Source organism: Knoellia sp. B-D-2 (assembly GCF_057714695.1).
In genome coordinates this window covers 1,742,205-1,759,853 of sequence record NZ_CM173189.1, presented here as the reverse complement: position 1 = coordinate 1,759,853, position 17,649 = coordinate 1,742,205, and the positions used below count along the sequence as shown (strand labels likewise).

General features: G+C 72.2%; 18 protein-coding genes. 4 read left to right on the top strand and 14 right to left on the bottom strand.

All coding sequences use genetic code 11. The annotated features are described in order from the left end of the window. Positions 1-11: 11 nt before the first annotated feature. Together AC3EU2_RS08420 and AC3EU2_RS08415 are read right to left on the bottom strand one after the other, a co-directional pair. Positions 12-689 (bottom strand): sirohydrochlorin chelatase, encoded by a 678-nt coding sequence (locus AC3EU2_RS08420; protein WP_488179254.1) that lies wholly within the window; start codon positions 687-689, stop codon positions 12-14. A gap of 58 nt (positions 690-747) precedes the next feature. Continuing rightward, complete coding sequence (locus AC3EU2_RS08415) at positions 748-2,526, bottom strand: ABC transporter ATP-binding protein (protein WP_488179253.1); 1,779 nt, start codon at positions 2,524-2,526, stop codon at positions 748-750. A 104-nt stretch (positions 2,527-2,630) separates the two neighbouring features. On the opposite strand from AC3EU2_RS08415, the gene kynA reads away from it, so the two are divergent. Beyond that, positions 2,631-3,500, top strand: a complete 870-nt coding sequence (kynA, locus tag AC3EU2_RS08410; RefSeq protein WP_488179252.1) for a tryptophan 2,3-dioxygenase — start codon at positions 2,631-2,633, stop codon at positions 3,498-3,500. Positions 3,501-3,531: 31 nt separating this feature from the next. Here kynA and AC3EU2_RS08405 read toward each other — a convergent pair whose 3' ends face one another. The 5 genes from AC3EU2_RS08405 to AC3EU2_RS08385 are packed head-to-tail and all read right to left on the bottom strand — an operon-like array spanning position 3,532 to position 6,877. After that, the gene (locus AC3EU2_RS08405) at positions 3,532-3,906 is read right to left on the bottom strand and encodes a TfoX/Sxy family protein (RefSeq protein WP_488179251.1); all 375 of its coding nucleotides are present in this window, start codon (positions 3,904-3,906) and stop codon (positions 3,532-3,534) included. A 30-nt stretch (positions 3,907-3,936) separates the two neighbouring features. Continuing rightward, positions 3,937-4,341, bottom strand: coding sequence for a DUF6855 family protein (locus AC3EU2_RS08400; protein ID WP_488179250.1), 405 nt, complete (start codon positions 4,339-4,341; stop codon positions 3,937-3,939). Between the two features lie 4 nt (positions 4,342-4,345). Continuing rightward, positions 4,346-4,750 (bottom strand): hypothetical protein, encoded by a 405-nt coding sequence (locus AC3EU2_RS08395; RefSeq protein WP_488179249.1) that lies wholly within the window; start codon positions 4,748-4,750, stop codon positions 4,346-4,348. Then, positions 4,750-5,430: a DUF2461 domain-containing protein gene (locus AC3EU2_RS08390; RefSeq protein WP_488179248.1), complete on the bottom strand. Its 681-nt coding sequence runs from the start codon at positions 5,428-5,430 to the stop codon at positions 4,750-4,752. The genes AC3EU2_RS08395 and AC3EU2_RS08390 overlap by 1 nt, the downstream gene beginning before the upstream one ends. After that, the gene (locus AC3EU2_RS08385) at positions 5,399-6,877 is read right to left on the bottom strand and encodes an LLM class flavin-dependent oxidoreductase (RefSeq protein WP_488179247.1); all 1,479 of its coding nucleotides are present in this window, start codon (positions 6,875-6,877) and stop codon (positions 5,399-5,401) included. The genes AC3EU2_RS08390 and AC3EU2_RS08385 overlap by 32 nt, the downstream gene beginning before the upstream one ends. A gap of 67 nt (positions 6,878-6,944) precedes the next feature. Between AC3EU2_RS08385 and AC3EU2_RS08380 the strand changes: the two genes are divergently transcribed. Next, positions 6,945-7,808, top strand: a complete 864-nt coding sequence (locus tag AC3EU2_RS08380) for an SDR family oxidoreductase (protein ID WP_488179246.1) — start codon at positions 6,945-6,947, stop codon at positions 7,806-7,808. Here the strand turns inward: AC3EU2_RS08380 and AC3EU2_RS08375 are convergent. The 7 genes from AC3EU2_RS08375 to AC3EU2_RS08345 form a co-directional block, all read right to left on the bottom strand. Next, positions 7,805-8,191: an NADPH-dependent FMN reductase gene (locus tag AC3EU2_RS08375; protein WP_488179461.1), complete on the bottom strand. Its 387-nt coding sequence runs from the start codon at positions 8,189-8,191 to the stop codon at positions 7,805-7,807. The genes AC3EU2_RS08380 and AC3EU2_RS08375 overlap by 4 nt on opposite strands. Before the next feature lie 334 nt (positions 8,192-8,525). Further along, positions 8,526-9,788: a sensor histidine kinase gene (locus AC3EU2_RS08370; protein ID WP_488179245.1), complete on the bottom strand. Its 1,263-nt coding sequence runs from the start codon at positions 9,786-9,788 to the stop codon at positions 8,526-8,528. Further along, positions 9,781-10,497 (bottom strand): response regulator transcription factor, encoded by a 717-nt coding sequence (locus AC3EU2_RS08365; protein ID WP_488179244.1) that lies wholly within the window; start codon positions 10,495-10,497, stop codon positions 9,781-9,783. Before AC3EU2_RS08365 ends, AC3EU2_RS08370 begins: the two co-directional genes overlap by 8 nt. A gap of 26 nt (positions 10,498-10,523) precedes the next feature. Next, positions 10,524-10,889, bottom strand: a complete 366-nt coding sequence (locus AC3EU2_RS08360; RefSeq protein WP_488179243.1) for a hypothetical protein — start codon at positions 10,887-10,889, stop codon at positions 10,524-10,526. Continuing rightward, positions 10,889-12,700, bottom strand: a complete 1,812-nt coding sequence (locus tag AC3EU2_RS08355; RefSeq protein WP_488179242.1) for an Ig-like domain-containing protein — start codon at positions 12,698-12,700, stop codon at positions 10,889-10,891. Before AC3EU2_RS08355 ends, AC3EU2_RS08360 begins: the two co-directional genes overlap by 1 nt. 161 nt (positions 12,701-12,861) lie before the next feature. Then, the gene (locus tag AC3EU2_RS08350) at positions 12,862-13,443 is read right to left on the bottom strand and encodes a signal peptidase I (protein ID WP_488179241.1); all 582 of its coding nucleotides are present in this window, start codon (positions 13,441-13,443) and stop codon (positions 12,862-12,864) included. A gap of 158 nt (positions 13,444-13,601) precedes the next feature. Next, the gene (locus AC3EU2_RS08345) at positions 13,602-14,156 is read right to left on the bottom strand and encodes a TasA family protein (protein WP_488179240.1); all 555 of its coding nucleotides are present in this window, start codon (positions 14,154-14,156) and stop codon (positions 13,602-13,604) included. Between the two features lie 324 nt (positions 14,157-14,480). Here AC3EU2_RS08345 and AC3EU2_RS08340 point away from each other — a divergent pair, with 324 nt between their 5' ends. Beyond that, a complete protein-coding gene (locus tag AC3EU2_RS08340) occupies positions 14,481-14,630 on the top strand; it encodes a hypothetical protein (protein WP_488179239.1) in 150 nt (49 codons plus the stop codon). A gap of 65 nt (positions 14,631-14,695) precedes the next feature. Further along, a complete protein-coding gene (locus tag AC3EU2_RS08335; protein ID WP_488179238.1) occupies positions 14,696-17,632 on the top strand; it encodes a helix-turn-helix transcriptional regulator in 2,937 nt (978 codons plus the stop codon). Positions 17,633-17,649 lie beyond the last annotated feature (17 nt).

The following is a 17,649-nucleotide window of genomic DNA, read 5'->3' as shown; positions in this document are numbered from 1 at the left end:
CAGCCCGGGGGTCAGGCGGTGGTGAGGCGGGACAGGATGACGGCGAGGACCGCGTCGTCGTCGCCCATGGGCGCGGTGACGTGGTCCGCTCCCGCGTCGGCCAGGCGGTCGTGGAAGAAGCCCTCCGCCAGCAGGTAGGCCGCGACGGCGACCGACGTCGCACCGCCGGCCCGGGCGGCGGCCACCGCGTCGGGGACCGAGGGCGCGGTGCCCGCGGCGTACGCGACCGTCACCGCACCGTCCCACCGCTCGTCGAGCTGGTCTGCTGCGACCTCGACGTCCTCGGCCGCCTCCGCCCGGCTCGAGCCGGCCGCCGCCATGACGACGTGCGCGGTCGAGGGCACGCCGGCGGCCTCGAGGCCCTGCACCATGCGCTCGGCGAGGAGCGGGTCCGGCCCCAGCTGGGCCACGACGCGCGAGCCCGGGTGCGCAGCGACGGCCTGCGCGATGTCGACGTCGACGTGGAAGCCCCGGCTGAGCAGCAGCGGCACGACGAGCACCGCGTCGTGCCGGGTCATCAGGTCGTCGAGGACCTCGCCGACGAGCGGCTCCTGCACGTCGACGTAGGCCAGACGCACCTCCTGCGCCGGCACGGCGTCGGCGACGCGCGCCGCCAGCCGCCGCACGGTGTCGGCCCCGCGGGCATCCCGGGTGCCGTGGGCGACGAGGACGACTGCGCTGTGCTCCATGCCGGAAGTCCAGCACATGCACCGGCGCGCGACGGGGGCGCGCCAGCACGTGGGCCGATCAGAGCTCCCCGGTCTGCACCTTCCACAGTGACGCGTAGATGCCCCCGGCGGCCAGCAGTCCCTCGTGGGTTCCGGACTCGGCCACCCGGCCGTCGTCCAGGACCCAGATGCGGTGCGCGTGCCGCACCGTCGAGAGCCGGTGGGCGACGACGATCGCGGTCCGATCGAGGGTCGCGCGGCGCAGTGATGCCTGGATGGCGGCCTCGGTCTCGTTGTCGACCGCGCTCGTGGCCTCGTCGAGGACGAGCACGGCCGGGTCGCGCAGGAGGGCGCGGGCCAGCGCCACGCGCTGGCGCTGGCCGCCCGAGAGGTTGACCCCGCGCTCGCCCAGGTGCGACGCGAACCCGTCGGGCAGCGCGTCGATGAAGTCCACGGCGGCCGCCGCGACCGCCGCGGCGCGGATCTCGGCCCGGCTGGCGTCGGGACGCCCGTAGGCGATGTTGTCGGCGACCGACCCCGAGAAGATGTAGACGTCCTGGGCGACGTAGCCCATCGAGCCCCGCAGCGAGTCCCAGTCGAGCTCACGCACGTCGCGCCCGTCGAGGAGGACCGCCCCCTCCCGGGGGTCGTCGAAGCGGAGCACGAGGCGCAGCAGGGTGGACTTCCCCGACCCGGTCGCGCCGACGATCGCGTGGGTCTCTCCCGCCGGGATCACCATGTCGAGGCCGTGGAGGACCACCGGCCCCTCTCCGTACCCGGCGCGCACCCCCCTCAGCTCCACGGCCCCCCGGACCGGACGCTGCAGGGCATCCGTCCCCGCCGGGACGGTGACCGGTTCGTCGAGCAGCCGCAGGATCCGGCCCGCCGACGCCCGCCCGCGCTGGTAGAGGTCGAGCACCGTCGCCACCTCGGTGAGCGGCCAGAGCAGCCGCTGGGTCATGAAGACGAGCACGGAGTACAGGCCGATCTCGAGGTCACCACGCAGGGTCGCCCACCCGCCGAAGAGCAGCGTGCAGGTGAAGCCAGCGAGGATCGCCATCCGGACCAGGGGGACGAACGCGGCGCTCGAGCGGATTGCGTCGACGTTGGCCTCCCGGTAGGCCGTGGAGAGGACCGCGATCCGGTCCCGCTCGCGTGACTCGGCAGTGAACGCCTTGATGGTGGCGATGCCGGCGAGGTTGGCGCTCAGGGCACCCGAGAGGTCCCCCACCGTCTCCCGGACCCGCGCGTACAGCGGCTCCAGCCGACGCTGGAAGAGCAGCGACCCGGCGATGACCACCGGAATGGGCAGGAACGCGAGCACGAAGAGCTGACCGCTGGCCGCGGCGAAGACGGCCCCGACGAGCAGCACGTTGAGCACGGTCTGGAGGATCGCGGCAGCACCGACGTCGAGGAACCGCTCGAGCTGGTTCACGTCGTCGTTGAGTGTGGCCAACGTGGTGCCGCTCGCCCGGCCCTCGTGCCACGACATGTCGAGGTGCTGCGCGTGGTCGTATGCCTCCACCCGGAGGTCGTGCTCGATCCCCTGGGCCAGTCCCCGCCAGAGCACGTCGGCGACGTACTGCGAGAGCGACTCGATGACCCAGACGACGACGTTGATCGCGGCGAGCCACGCGAGCTGGGTGTAGCGCGACTCGATGCCGAGCACCGAGCCCACGAACGAGTCGTCGCCCCGGACGACGACATCCACCGCTGCCCCGATGAGCAGCTCCGGCACGACGTCGGCGACCTTGTTGACCGTGGACATCGTCACGGCGGCCACGAGCCGGCCCCGGTAGCGGCGGTGCCGCTCCCAGAGGGCGATGAGCGGGCGGTCCGGGCCGGCGGGACGAGTCACCGGCACCACCCTAGGTCTCGCGCCGGCCACCCCGGCACGACCCTGCCGGGCGTCGCCGTTCCGGGCCGTCCGGGCCCGGGGACGTGCGTCCTAAGGTTGGGCCCATGAGCGCAACGTCGAAGGACAACACCCGGCCGATCGAGGCCGGCATCCACACCGACTTCGCCAAGGAGATGAGCTACGGCTCCTACCTCGCGATCGACGAGCTCCTCAGCGCCCAGCACCCGGTGAGCGACCCCGAGCACCACGACGAGATGCTCTTCATCATCCAGCACCAGACGTCGGAGCTGTGGCTCAAGCTGGTCCTCCACGAGCTGCGCTCCGCGGCAGCGCTGCTCGCCCAGGACGAGATGCGGGTGGCCCTCAAGCGCGTCGCCCGGGTCAAGCACATCCAGCGCACGCTCACCGACCAGTGGTCGGTGCTCGCCACCCTCACGCCGACGGAGTACAGCCAGTTCCGCGGCTACCTCGGCCACGCGTCCGGCTTCCAGTCGTGGCAGTACCGCGGGGTCGAGTTCATGCTCGGCAACAAGCACCGCGGCATGCTCAAGGTCCACGAGGCCGACCCGAAGGCCCACGCGCTGCTCGAGGAGCTCCTCGAGGCCCCGAGCATCTACGACGAGTTCCTGCGCCACCTCGCACGGCGGGGGTATGCCGTGCCTCAGGAGATCCTCGACCGGGACGTGAGCGTCGCCCACGTCCCGAACGACGACCTCGTCCGGCTGTTCACCGACATCTACGAGGACGCGGAGACGCACTGGGACGTCTACGAGGCGTGCGAGGAGCTCGTCGACCTCGAGGACAACTTCCAGCTGTGGCGCTTCCGCCACCTCAAGACCGTGCAGCGGGTCATCGGGATGAAGACGGGCACGGGTGGCTCGAGCGGCGTCGGGTTCCTGCAGCGCGCCCTGGAGCTCACCTTCTTCCCCGAGCTGTTCTCGGTCCGCACCGCGATCCGCGAGCCCCGGCGCTGACCGGGCCGGCCGGAACGGGCACCCGCGCCCGCTAGCTCGGCGGTCTACCCGCGGCCCTCTTCGTCGGCTTGCGCACCTTGGGCGGAAGGGTCTCGACGTGCGCGCGGGCTCGCTCGAACCAGTCGGCGGCGTCGGCGTCGGACAGGTCCGGGGGCAGCGACTGCCAGCCGTTCATCGGCCGCTCGGTCGGTCCGAACGGACCGCTGCCGGGCAGGGCGCGCAGCTCGTCGAGACCGGACTCGTCGAGCTTGACCCCGAGCGACTCCCCGAACAGGCCCGCGAACATGGTGCCGTTGACGAACGCTCCGACCGAGCCGAACATCGGCTTCACCTCGACGCCGGGGACGTCGGGGACGAGCGTGCGGAAGTGGGCCTTGGCCTCGTCGCTGTGCCGGGGCATCTGCATGGCAGCCGACTCCACTTCGGTGACGCGCCCTCAGAGGGCGCGGGCGCGGTTGTTGCGGGGAAGGTGCTCGAGCTCGATGAGGCCGAGCTCCTCGAGCAGGGGCGGGAGGTACATCCCGAAGCGACCGCGGTAGCCGGGGCGCAGCCCGTACCAGCCGCCCACCGGGTTGTCGTCGGCCCGGCCCCACGCCTCGACCGTCCCGTCCCTGGCCGGCTTCTTCTCGTCGGCCGCGCCGAGGTCGACCCAGTCGCCGCGCTCCCGGAGCATCGCGTGCAGGTCCTCGACCGCGCTGAGGTGGTACCTCAACGTCGTCGACCCGACCTGGCACACGAGGGCCGGCGGGTCCGCGGACTCGTCGCGGTACATCGTGTAGGCCGAGGTGCCGGGGGCCGTCGTCAGCTCCCAGGGTGAGTCCTTCGTGCCGTCACCGCTCATGGCATCATTGTGTCAGGGCCGAGGTGCTCGCGGACGAGCTTCTTGGGAGCCTTGGCCGCCCACGCCTCGACGATGATCTCCTCGAGCTCGGCGCGGTCGATCTCGCCGATGCGGGACAGCCGCACGAGCACACCCGGGTGGTTGCGGAAGTGGGGATGTCGAAGAACGGGCTGTCGGCCTCGACGAGGGACTGCTTGACCCCCATGTCCGGTGTGAAGACGACGAGGAGGTCGTCCCACATCTCCCCCGTCTCGGGGTCGACGGCGGTCTTGTGCGGCATGCGGTAGAGCAGGAACCCCTTGCCGCGGACCTTCCACGTCGGCCGGTCGCCCCAGGAGATGCCGAGCTCGGTCTCGGGCAGCGCACCGGCGATGGCGTCGACGTCGCTCGCCCTCGCGCGCCGGACCATCACCGCCTCCCCGGCTTCTCGCTGGCGCCGACGTACTGGTCGCACCACTCGATGAGTGGCCGCAGCGCCACCCAGTCCTCGCGCACCCGGTCGGCGACCTCGTCGGCCTCCAGCCAGTCCGGCGTGCCGTGGTCCCGGGACGCCGTGAGGGTCCGGTGCCGCAGCAGCTCCAACCGTGGATGGTCTGCGGGTGTGCCGCGTGGTCGCGTCGCGAGGACGTCACCCCCGATCTCGAAACCGTTGTCCGACAGCGCCTCGACGAGGGCCACGAGCCGGTCGCCGACCACGTCGTCGGCGACCGAGGCCCGGTAGCGGGCCACCTGGTCGGACTCGGACGCATAGAACCCGCCGGCGGTCCGGAGGCCGTCGGCGCGGACCTGGACGTACCAGCCCATGCGCGCGGAGGTCGGGACGAACAGCCCCTGGTGGTCCTTGTACGGCGCCTTGTCCTTGCTGAAGCGGACGTCCCGGTTCGGCCGGAACAGCCTGGGCTCGCCGAACTCCTCGGTGAGCACGTCACCGAGGTGCGCCATGGGCTCGCGGACGCTCGCGGCATACCGCTCCTTGTTGACGGCCCACCACTCGCGCGAGTTGGCGAGCTCGAGCGCACGGTAGAAGTCGACGGCGTCGAGCGGGATGCCGGCGACGTCAGCCGAAGCCGTGGATGGCGAGCGGGTCATGGAGCGCCTCCTCCTCGTAGGACAGGTGGGCCAGCAGGGCGTCGGAGAGGTCGTCGAGGGCGTCGGACAGGCTGTCGAGGGCGCGCCGCCCCGAGGAGCCGTGGCCCGCGTCACCGACGAGCGCCACGAGGGCGCGATCGAGCCCGTCGAGCAGGCCGGCGATCACCTCGTGCTCGTCGTGGAGCCGCGTGACGACCGGCTGGAGCGCCGGGTCGGCCCGCAGCAGGTGGGGGAAGATCCCCCTGTCCTCGTTGGTGTGGTGGCCCGTGACGATGCGGCAGTACGACTCGCAGTAGGCGCCGAGCGTCCAGTTGTTCTGGCGCATGGTCATCGTGTTGATGACCGACCGGGCGGCGGCGACGCTCTCGTGTCCCTCCCGCACCTGCCGGACGATGTCGCGGACCTGCTCGAGCTCGCGCCGGAGGTGGTCGTGGACCTCGACGAGGTGCCGGGGGACGGCCAGCTGCTCGGTTGTGAACGCCGACCGGTCCTGCGCCACAGCGGTTCCCGCCGCCTGCTGAGCCCCGGCGCCGTGTCTCCGCGATGGCGTCACCTCGTCCGGCCGACCGCCCTCACGCTCGGCCGCCACGAGCTCGCGCGCCAACGGCACGACCTCCTCGGCGAAGCGCCGGACGACATTCGGGTCGTCGGCGCCGAGGATGAAGGTGCACATGCCGATGCCGACCGCGAGGTCGGTGAGCTGCTCGGCCCAGTCTCCCGGCCCGCCCTGCAACAGCCCCGACCCCGAGCCGAACCGGCCGGAGATGTTGTAGATCCGGCGGATGTCCTGAGGTGCACGACCCGCGGCGACCGCAGCCTCGTCGAGCCGGGCGGTGAGGTCCGGAAGGGCCGACGGGTCGGCGTAGGCCATGCTCGGGACCCAACCGTCGGCGACCCGGCCGGTCAGCCGGATCATCCGTGGCTGGTAGGCGCCGAGCCAGATCGGGATGTCGTGGGCCGGTCGTGGCCCCGGGCGCAGTCCCTTGGTCGTGTAGTGCTCGCCCTCGAACCGCCCCCGCTCGCCCGCCCAGAAGGCGCGCAGGACCGAGACCGCCTCCGCCAGCGCGTCGACCGACTCCCCCGGCGTGCGCCGCTCGCCCCCGGCCGCGACGATGCCGTCCCAGAACGCCCCCGCCCCGAGGCCCAGCTCGACCCGCCCGCCCGTGAGCAGGTCGAGGGTGGCCGCCGCCTTCGCGAGCACCACGGGTGGCCGGAGCGGCAGGTTGGCCACGTTGGTCGACAGCCGCACCTGGCTGGTGCGGGAGCCGATCACCGACAGCAGCGTCCACGTGTCGAGGTGGGCCGCCTGGTAGGGGTGGTCCTGAATGCTCACGTGCTCGAGGCCCAGCACGTCGGCGAGCTGGGCCAGCTCGAGCACCTCGTGGTGACGGGAGGCGTCCGGGGTCGGGAAGATGCCGAACTCGAGGTCGAGACCGTAGTCGGGCATGAGGCATTGTCCCAGTGCGGAGTGGGTAGGACTCGACGTGTACCCATCCCCGCCACAAGGAGGACCCATGACGCGCCCCGAGCTCACCGAGATCCCCGGCCAGTCGCAGGACTGGCCCGGAACCACTGACGGGCTCCGTCCCAGGCCCGACCACGGGGAGTCCTCGTGGACGGGCCGCGAGCGCCTCGGGGGCAAACGGGTGCTCGTCACGGGTGGCGACTCGGGCATCGGTCGCGCCGTCGCGATCACCATGGCCAAGGAGGGCGCGGCGGTCGCGATCGCCCACCTCCCGCAGGAGCAGGCCGACGCCGAGGACACCGTCCGGGTCGTCAGCGAGGTCGGCGGCACCGCCCACCTCTTCGCGACCGACCTCACCGAGCTCGCGGCCAACCAGCAGCTGGCCCGGGACGCCGTGGAGGTCCTCGGCGGGCTGGACGTCCTCGTCTGCAACGCCGCGTACCAGATGACGTTCGACGACCTCGAGGCCTTCCCGCCCGAGCAGATCCAGCGCACCTTCGCCACCAACGTCTTCTCGACGTTCTGGCTCGTCCAGGCGCTCGCGGCGGACCTCGAGAAGGCCGGCGGCTCGGTCATCGTCACGACGTCGATTCAGGCCTACGAGCCTTCCGAGCACCTGCTCGACTACGCCGCGACGAAGGCCGCCCTCAACAACCTGGTGGTCAACCTCGCCAGCGAGCTCGGTCCGCGTGGCGTCCGCGTCAACGCCGTCGCCCCGGGACCGATCTGGACACCGCTCATCCCCGCGACGATGCCGCCGGACAAGGTCGAGGGCTTCGGCGCCGACACCCCGTTGGGCCGGGCCGGGCACCCGGTCGAGGTGGCCGCCGCGTACGTCTTCCTCGCCTCCGACGAGGCGAGCTACGTCTCCGGGACCGTGCTGGGCGTCACCGGCGGGCGCCCCGTCTTCTAGGCCGGATCGGCCCGGTGCATCGTCCGCATCGCCCCTGCCCACCGCTCCACCGCGGTCCGCATGGCCTTGCGCTTGGCGCCCTGGTCCTCGCGCGGGCGCATCCATCCGGACGAGTCCATGTCGTCGAACGTCGACAGCTCGACCTGCGCCCGCACGACGGCCACCTGGAGCTCGTTGAGGGTCAGCGGGAGCTGTTCGGCGGCGCGGAAGCCCCCGTTGCTGCCGTAGCAGACGATGCCGGCGACCTTGTCGTTCCACCGCGCGTAGAGGAAGTCCAGGGCGTTCTTGAGCTGGCCGGGGATGCCGTGGTTGTCCTCGGGCGTGACGAACACGAACGCCTCGAAACCGTCGACGCTCGCGGCACAGGCCTCCGTGTGGGGCAGCGTGTCGCTGCCCGAGCTCGTCGGCTCTTGTGCCGTCCGTGCTCACCCTCAACGTGTCGAACCCACCCCCGGCCCGCGCCGAGTCGCTCCTGCACTGGCTGTGGGCGCGGCCGAGGAGCTCTGGGTGCTGACCGCGGCCGGTGCCAGCACAGGGTCGCGGCTCATGCTCTCCGTATGCCGTGCCGCCGGCTTCGAGGTCAACATCACCGACCTCAGGGAGCTGGGTCCGACCCGGTCCGCTACTCGAGCGCGACGCAACGGGAGCAAGCGGCCTTCGGCCTGACCCCTACCGTGGGCGAGCTGGGTCGTGCCCGAAGGGATGCGTCCGGGATGCTCAGACCGTCAGCAGGTTGAGCACGTCGGCCTTGGCCGGCACCACGAGGACGAAGGTCGTCGTGGGTGCGTCGGCGAGGGTGAGGTAGCCACCGACCGAGATCGCGAGCTGCGAGGCGATGGTGAGCCCGAGTCCATGACCCTGGCTGTCCGCCGCGCTCGCACCGCGGCGGAAGACCTCGTCGTCGACGGACCTCGCGCCCTCGTCCACGACACCCACGTGCAGGAACTTGCCGAGGTCTCGAGCGCCGGCCACGACCCGGCCCTCGCCGTGCGCACAGGCGTTCTCGAGGAGGACGTCGAGGATCTGGGCCACCGGACCGCGCACGACGTGCGCCAGCACGCGCTCGTCCGGGTCGTGCAGCAGCTCACGCCCCGCGGCTGCGAAGCGCGGGCGCCAGCGGGCGACTGCCTCGGCCACGAGCTCGGACAGGTCCAGGTCGACCGCTTCGCCCAGGCGCTGGCCCCGGGACAGCTCGAGGATCTCGGTGATCGCGCCGCTGAGGCGGTCCAGCTCCGAGATTGACTCAGTCAGCTCGGCGGCGACGTTCGGCGTCGTCTCGGGCCACATCGTGAGGTCCTCGAGGGTCAGCCGCAGGGCGGTGACCGGTGAACGCAGCTGGTGCGACACGTTGGTCGCGAACTCGCGCTCGCGCCCGACGAGGACGTCGAGCTGGGCGGAGGCCCGGCGCAGGGCGCTACCGATGGCCTCGGCCTCACGGATCGAGTAGTGCGGCAGCTCGAGGTCGAAGCGCGCCTGTCCCACGTGTTCGGCCGCATCGGCCAGCTCGGCGAACGGTCGTGCCAGTCGGCGGGCGAGGACGAAGCCCAGCCCGGCAGCGAGGACGACGAGCACTAGTGCGGCGACGATGGAGGGCCGTACGGCGTCCGAGACCCGCTGCTCGACGAGGGCGCCCGAGCGACTCATCGTCACGGACGCTCCGCCCTCGAGCCGCCGGGTCTGCACGATGTCGCCCTCGGCGCCGACGACCGGCTCCCCCGCGCGCACGACCGTGTCGCCCGGGGCGACGTACTCGATGCCGTCACCATCGTCGAGCAGGCCCTCGAGGAACGCCGAGGTCACGGGCGCGGCCGCCCGGGTGTGCTCAGCGATCGCCACGGTCACCAGGTCTGCGGACCTCTCGACCTGACGCTCCTCCTGGGTCGTCACGAGGTCGGCGAGCAGGTACGCCCGAGGAACGCCGAACAGCGCCATCATCACGATGGCCATCCCGACGAGGACCACCACGAGCCGCTCACGCATGCGCGACGTCCTCGAGCCGGAATCCCACCCCGCGCACCGTCGTCACCTGCGCCGGGGCATCCGAGTCGTCGAGCTTCTGCCGGAGTCGGCCGATGGTGGCGTCGAGTGTCTTCGTCGAACCGAACCAGTTTTCGTCCCACACTTCGCTGATCAGCCGCTCCCGGCTGACCACGGCCCCGCGATTCGCGTCCAGCAGCGCGAGCACGTCGAACTCCTTGGACGTCGCGGCGAGCTCGCTGTCACGGACCCAGATGCGGCGCGCGGTGACGTCGACGCGCAGAGCGCTGGTCCTCGTGGCGACCGGCGCGACCGCGACCGGAGACGGAGCGGTCGCCACGGCTCCCGCCCCGCGTCGCACGAGGGCCCGGACCCGGGCGAGCAGCACCGAGAGCCCGAACGGCTTCGCGAGGTAGTCGTCCGCTCCGACGTCGAGCCCGACCACCAGGTCCAGCTCGCCGTCGCGCGCCGTGAGGATGATGATGCCGCCGGTGAACCCTTCCTCACGGGCACGGCGGCACACGTCAAGGCCGTCGATGTCGGGGAGGCCGAGGTCGAGGAGCAGCAGGTCCACCTCGCCGCTCGCCAGCCGCGGGAGCGCCGGAAGCCCCTCGGACAGGCGCTCGACCTCGTAGCCCTCGCGGCCCAGGGTCCGCACCAGGGGTGCGGCGATCCGGTCGTCGTCCTCGACGACAAGCACGTGAGCCCCCATGGAGGCAGCATACGGCTCGGCTGCGGTCAGCGCTCGGCGCGTCGGTCACGCGCGTCGAGCACGAGCAGGACACCGATCACCGCCGAGAGGACGAGGATCACGACGTGCATCGGCGAAACCGCCGTCCGGGCGCTGCCCGGCATACCGAGAGTGAGGCTCAGTACGGTGCCGATCGTCGTGGCAAAGGTCGCGACGACGACGGCGAGATGTGACTCGAAGCCGTTGTGGAGCCACATCGCGACACCGCCGGCGAACGCGAGGAGGGCGACCACGCCCGTCAGGATCATGGCCGTGGTCGAGGCGGCCTGGACGGTGCGCTCCACGAGGACCAGACCGAGGACCACCGCGGCGAGGGCCGCCCACCGGGGGGTGGTCGTGAGCGCGGGGTGCATCAGAGGTCCCGGTCGGAGGCGCCGGTCTCGGTGACCGGGGTCGTCGAGGCGGGACGGCCCTGCAGGTCGGTGACCGCGGCCGACGGGGTCCAGATCATCGCGCCGTTCGTCGAGGAGGTTTTGAGGGCGCTGTGACCGGAGCCGACGACCGTGCCGAGCCGCAGGGTGATGGTGGTGCGGATGACACCGGTGCTCGTCGTGACGGTCCCCGCGGTCATGGTCGCGTTGAACGTGGCCGACTTCGCCTTCTTGATGAAGTCCCTCCGAAGGTTGACCGAGCCGAGGTTGACCGCGGTGGCCCCCGAGAGCACGTCGATCGTGTCGTCGGTGGAGGTCCTGCCCAGGGACTCCCCGTCGCGCAACCTCACCGTGACCGCCGTGCCGGCCCCGGTCCACCCGGGAATGACCGTGGCGAGTTCGACCTGGCCGCTGTAGGTCAACGTGACCGTGTCTTCCGCGTCGGCCTTGCCAACCGAGCCTGCACCGTTGGCGCTCTGGACGTCCACGCCGCGCAGCGGGGCGTTGTCGACGAGCTGTCCGGGGACGACCGCGGAGGTCAGGGACTGGCCCGTGCCGTCCACGAGGATGCCTCGGACGTCGTAGGGCCCGTCGAGCATCGTGGTCGTGTCCCAGGTGCAGGAGTAGGGCGAGGTGGTGTCGGTGCACAGGTCGGACCACATGGCGGACCCGGTCGGCGTGACCTGGATGCGGACCGAGGTGACACCGGCGGTCGAGCTGGCCGCTGCGGCGACGGTGACGGTGCCGGTGAGGGTCGAGGGGACGTCGACCGTGATCGAGGAGATGGTGTTGTCCACGATCCGGTTCGCGATGGTCGCCGAGGTGGTCTGGTTTCCGGCCACGTCGGTGGCAACGGCGCGGAAGGAGTAGGTCCCGTCGAGGAGCGCGGAGGTGGCGACGCGGCAGGACCACGGCTCGTCGGACATCGTGCACAGGTCCTGCCAGGTGGAGGTCCCACTGCGCCGGTGCTGGATGCTGACCGCGGTGACGCCGGAGTCGGCGTCCGTGGCGGTGGTCGCGAAGGTCCGCGTGCCGCTCAGCGGGCTGCCGGGGTCGGCCATCGTGATGCTCGGCGCCGCGTTGTCGACGGTGACGGCCTCAACGGTGGCCGAGGGGGTCTGGGTGGTGCCCGCGGTGAGGACCGAGCGGAGGTCGTAGTCCCCCGCCGTGAGGGCCGACGTGTTCCAGCTGCAGCCGTAGGGGCTGGCCAGGCCGGTGCAGATCGACTTCCACGAAGTGGTCCCGGTGGGGGCGTACTCGACCCTGACCGTGCCTCCGGCTGCGTTGTTGTGGACGGATGTGGTGAGGCCGACGGTGCCGCGGACCACGTCGCCCGGCGAGGTGAGGACGACGAGGATCTTGTTGGCGACCGTCGTTCGCACGGTGTCGGAGATCGTCTGGTAGCCGGCGTTGTCGGTGGCGCGGGCGCGCAGCGAGTACTGCCCGTCGGCCAGCCCGGCGGTCGCCCAGGAGCATGACCAGGGCGCAAGCGTGTCGGTGCAGATCGTCGCCCAGTCGGAAGCGCCGGGTGCGAGCTGCTGCAGGGTCACCGAGGCGATGCCGGTCTCGGCGTCGGCAGCGGTCATCGAGATGGTGGTGGTGTCCTTGACCGCAGCGCCGGGGCTGACGACCGACACGGTCGGAGGGGTCCAGTCGACGGCGGCCCTCACGGTGGCACCGGCCTGGCTGGTCGCGGTGAAGGTGGCCGACGAGAAGCCGGGAAGACCGATGGTGGTCACTGCGACCACGGCAGCGAGGAGGAGGAGCTGAAGCGAGCGAGAGAGCCTCGTCACGGTGTCGTCCTCTTCTGCGGTGGGTCGGCGGGTGGGTGGTGGGCAGGAGCCCTGGCGTTGGCACCAACGCTAGTGAGAAGGGCTCCACGGCTCTTCCACAGATCTGCCCCAGGTGTTCCCCGTTTCGCTACGGCAGGTGGGGGAAACGCCCGGGGCAGGCATCAGACGGGGAGGCCGGCTCCCGAGGGTGCGGACACCTCCGGGCGGGGCGTCCGCGGGGGACGAAGGGCGCCGACGAGGTCGCGCAGCGCCAGGAGGGCGATGACCGCGGCGGGGCCGCCGATGGCGATCGTCCGCACCTGTGGGTCCGCCAGGGCGACGAACGCGTAGCCGACGTACGGGACGGCGTGCTCGACGACCGGCTGGGTCCCCTCGGCAAGGCCGAAGGTCCACGGGTCCGGGTCGGGGTTCGCGTCGCCCTGGGTCCTGAAGACGGTCGTGCCGTTCTCGCCGGGCGCGATTCCCGTGATGCGGTGCGTGACGAGGTTGCCGACGCCGCTGTCCCGCGGGGGCAGGTAGGTGATGACGTCGCCGACGGCGAGGTCCTCGACGGCGACGGGCTTCTCGAAGACGATCGAGCCGCGCTCGATCGCGCCGGACATCGAGCCGCCGGTGATGACGTAGCGCTCGTAGCCCAGGAGGCCGGGCACGATGTAGGCCACGCAGCCCAGGGTGACGACGAGCAGGAGCACGGTGCCGAGCGCGCGGACGCAGCGGCGGGCGACCTGGGCGAGACGAGGCATCTCGGGCTCCTTCGTGCGGCGGTGCTGGCGGGTGTGGGGTGCGCGGGGCGCAGGGGGGGCGGTCAGGCGGGTGGAGCTGGTGTGACGGGCTGGGCCGGTGGCAGGGCGCCGGTGGGGCGCCCTGCCTCAACCCGGATGTCGATCGTCGTGCTCAGGAGTCAGGACTGGTCGAAGGTCGAGCCGTCGAGCTGGACAGAGTCCCAGGTGTACGTGGCGTTGGCGCTCTTGCCCTGCTCGCTGTTCGGCGCGGCCGCGTCCAGGGTGACGGTGAAGCGGTAGGTGTTGGCGGCGGCGGGGGCGAACTCACCGAGGGCGGTGGCGGTGCCGTCGACGAGGTCGCCGAAGTTGCCGTTGTAGACCGGGGTGTTCGTCGCGACGTCGGTGATGACGAGCTTGAGGTAGTTCTCGCCCGCGGTCTTCTCGCCGAAGGCGTTGGCCGACAGGGTCTCGGTGAGGCTGAACCTGGCCGGCAGGGTGCCCGTGTTCGTCAGGGTGACGGCGCCGATGACGGTGTCACCCGGCTTCATGTTCGTGAGGGTGAAGATCGCGCCGCCGTCCTTGGAGTTCGTGTGCGTCAGCGTGCCACTGGTGACCGAGCTGATGGTGTTGCCGGTCGTCGACGAAAAGGTCGCACCCGAGCCGACGGCGATGGCACCGGCGACGGTCAGGGTGGCGAGCGGGATGAGGATCTTCTTGGTGCGGCTGACGCTCATGTCGTTCTCCTGGATCGAGGCCGCCGGGGTGTTCCCGACGTGTGGGGTTGTTGAAAAGAACGCTACGGAGCCGTGTTCCACAGCATTCCCACGCGCGTGCCCCCGGATCTCCCCACTTCGGAACGAGATGGCTACTCATCGGTACCCACGGCGTCGCAACCCCACGAAGCCGGCCTGAGGCGCCCGACCCACGGGCTGAGGTGGCCCGCCCCGCGGGCTGAGGTGGCCCCGCCCGCGAGAGATACGGCATACGCCCGATGTGGGCGCCTACCTCACGGGACGACCGTGGAGGAGTCAGCAGAACCGGTCACGAAAGGACCCGCCATGAACGCCCTCATCACCCCGGAGCTCGTCAAGGCCGAGATCCACGCCCGCTACGGGCTCACCCCCGAGACGCACGAGCGCCCCGGCTCCTCCCTCCACGTCATCCGTCGGGTCCGAGCCCGCGTCCAGGCCGCGCGCGGGAGCCGCTGAGCGACGGTGGGGCACCCGCAGCACTCGCACCCGCCGGGGACACGGAGTCGTCGATAATCGCCAGCATGACTGCTCCCGTGCGCGAGCTCGTCGGCCGCGACGCCGACCTCGCGAGGATCGCCGAGATCATCGGTCTCGAGGACCCTCATGGGGTCGGCGTCGTCGTGTCCGGGGACGCGGGCATCGGCAAGTCCAGCCTCCTCGCCCGCGTGGCGCAGGACGCCCAGGCGTCCGGCTGGAACGTCGCGTGGGGACACTGCGTGGGCCAGGCCGGCAGCGGGGTCGCGCACCTGCCCTTCACCGAGATCGTCACGCGGCTCCAGCAGCTCGCCGCCGACGTGGTCGAGCACCAGGTGGCGACCCGCCCGGCGCTGGGTGTCCTCCTCCCCGGCGGGCGGGAGGAGACGACGACGACGCAGTCACCCGGGCACGTGGCCGAGGGGGTCCACGCCCTGCTCACCGCGGTCGGTGAGGTCGCGCCCCTCCTCGTGCTCGTCGAGGACGCCCACTGGGCCGACCACTCCTCCCGCGACCTGCTCACCCTCCTCCTCACCCGCGGGTTCTCCACACCGGTGGCCCTCGTCGTCGCCTACCGCTCCGACGACCTCCACCGGCGCCACCCGCTGCACGAGACCCTCGCGGTCTGGGCCCGGATCGCCGGGGTCGAGCGGCTGGACCTGCACGCGCTCGCGGACGCCGCGATCCACGACATCGTCACCCGGGACGAGGGACGGCACCTCGACGACGCCGTGGCCGCCGAGATCGCCCGCCGCGCCGAGGGCAACCCCTTCTTCGCCGAGGAGCTCACCGCGAGCGCCGTCTCCGGACGCCCGGTCTCCGGTGGCCTGGGTCGGGTCCTCGGCGCCCGCATCGACCAGCTCACCCCGCACGCCCAGCAGGTCATCCGGGCGATGTCCCTCGCCGGGCGCACGGTGGGCCACGAGCTGCTGCTGCGCGTCACCGGACTCACCGAGCCCGAGCTCGAGGCCGCCGTCGCGGACGCCGTCGAGCACCACGTCGTCGAGACCCGGTGGCCCCCCGCCTACGCCTTCCGCCACGCGCTGCTCGGTGAGACCGTGACGGACGACCTCATGCCGGGTGAGCGACTGCGCCTCCACCGCGCGTATGCCGGTGTGCTGGCATCCGACCCGACACTCGGCCCGGCCTCGGAGCTGGCACGGCACGCCGCCGCCGCCGGTGACCTCGCCACGGCCGTCGCCGCGTCGCGGGACGCCGCCCGCGGCGACCTGGCCGTGGGTGGGCCCTCGGGGGCGCTCGAGCACCTCGAGCAGGCGCTGTCGTGGATGGCGGAGTCCGCACCGGAGCGTGACGAGGTCAGCCTCGAGGCGTCGGACGCCGCGCTGGCGGCAGGCGACGTCATGCGCTCCGTCCAGCTGCTCCGTGACCGGATCGAGCACCCGGGTCCCGGCCAGACGCCCGTCGCGCGCGCCCGGCTGCTCGCCACCTGCGCCAACCGCAGCCGGCTCAACGACCTGCTCGTGCCCGAGGCCGGGATCGCCATGACGACCGAGGCCCTCGCCCTCGTGCCGGAGGAGGACGGCGCCGAGCGGCTGTTCGTCCTCACCGCGCACACCCAGCAGCTCGTCGACAACCGCCGGTACGGGGAGGCCGCCGCCCTCGGTGAGGAGGCGAGCACCCTCGCCGAGACGCTCGGGCGGTCCGCCGCTCACCACGAGATCCGCACGGTCCTGTCGCGGGTCATCGAGATCCACGACGACCTCGACGCCCTCGAACGGCACATCGACCGGCTGCTCGCCGACCTCGGCGACCGGCCCGACCCGCTGCTCATCCGCATCCACCACCAGGCCGCGACGATGCACCATCGTCGCGGCGACCTCCACCGGGCCCTGGAGTCCTACGACCGGGGCGCCGCCGTCGCCCGCGCGCTCCACCTCGACTGGGCGCCGTTCGCCCTGGAGTCGCGCCTCATCGGTGGGCTCACGGCATACGAGATCGGCGACTGGGACGGCGCGCGGCGACGTCTCGCCGTGGACGACCCGCTGCTGCCGCAGCCCGGCCGCGCCTTCTTCGACGCGGCCCTCATGACGGTGCGCGCCGGCCGGGGCGAGGTCCTCGGTGAGGACGAGATCGCGGCGGTGCGCGAGTGGTGGCACGTCGACGGCTTCGGTGTCGTCCAGCTCGTCATGCCCGCCGTCGAGCACTACGGCGGGCAGGGAGACCTCACCCGGGCCCTCGACATCGCCCAGGACGCCGTCGCGCAGCTCGAGCGGACGTGGGGTCGCTTCCACGCGGTCGTCCGGCTGTCCGCGCTGCTCGCCGGGCAGGCAGGGACCGCGGCACCCCACCTCGACGACGCGCTGCGCCGCAGGGCGCTCGCCGACCTCGAGGCGCTCACGGCGCGGGCCGACGCGATCGTCCAGCGTCCGCAACGCGGCGTCCGGGACCCGTCCGCCGCCGCGCCGGCCGAGGGCCTGGCCCGGAGCAACACCGAGACCTGGGCGTGGGACGTCCGGCTGCGGGCCGAGCTGCTGCGCCTGCGCTGGCGGGACCCCCGCTCGGACACCCCGAGCCCGGACGCCCTGGTCCGCGCGTGGCAGGACTCGGTCGACGCCTTCGAGCGGTACGGCCACGTCCACGAGACCGCACGCTCGCGCGCCCGCCTCGCCGCGGCGCTGCGGGCGGTCGGTGACACCGGCCGGGCGCGACACGAGGCCGGCCTGGCCCGCGAGGTGGCGGTCCGTCTCGGTGCCGCCCCGCTGCTCCGTGAGGTCGACGACCTCACGGTCGGGCCCGGAGCCGGCTCGGGGGTGGGGACGCACGGCGACACCGACCTGACGGCCCGCGAGCACGAGGTGCTCGGCCTCGTCGCCCGCGGCCTGAGCAACGGCCAAATCGGTGCCCAGCTCTTCATCTCCACCAAGACCGCGAGCGTCCACGTCTCGCGCATCCTCGCCAAGCTCGGGGCCGCCTCGCGCACCGAGGCCGCGGCGATCGGTCGCGAGCGCGGCCTCGTCGACTGACGTCGCGACGGCTCGTG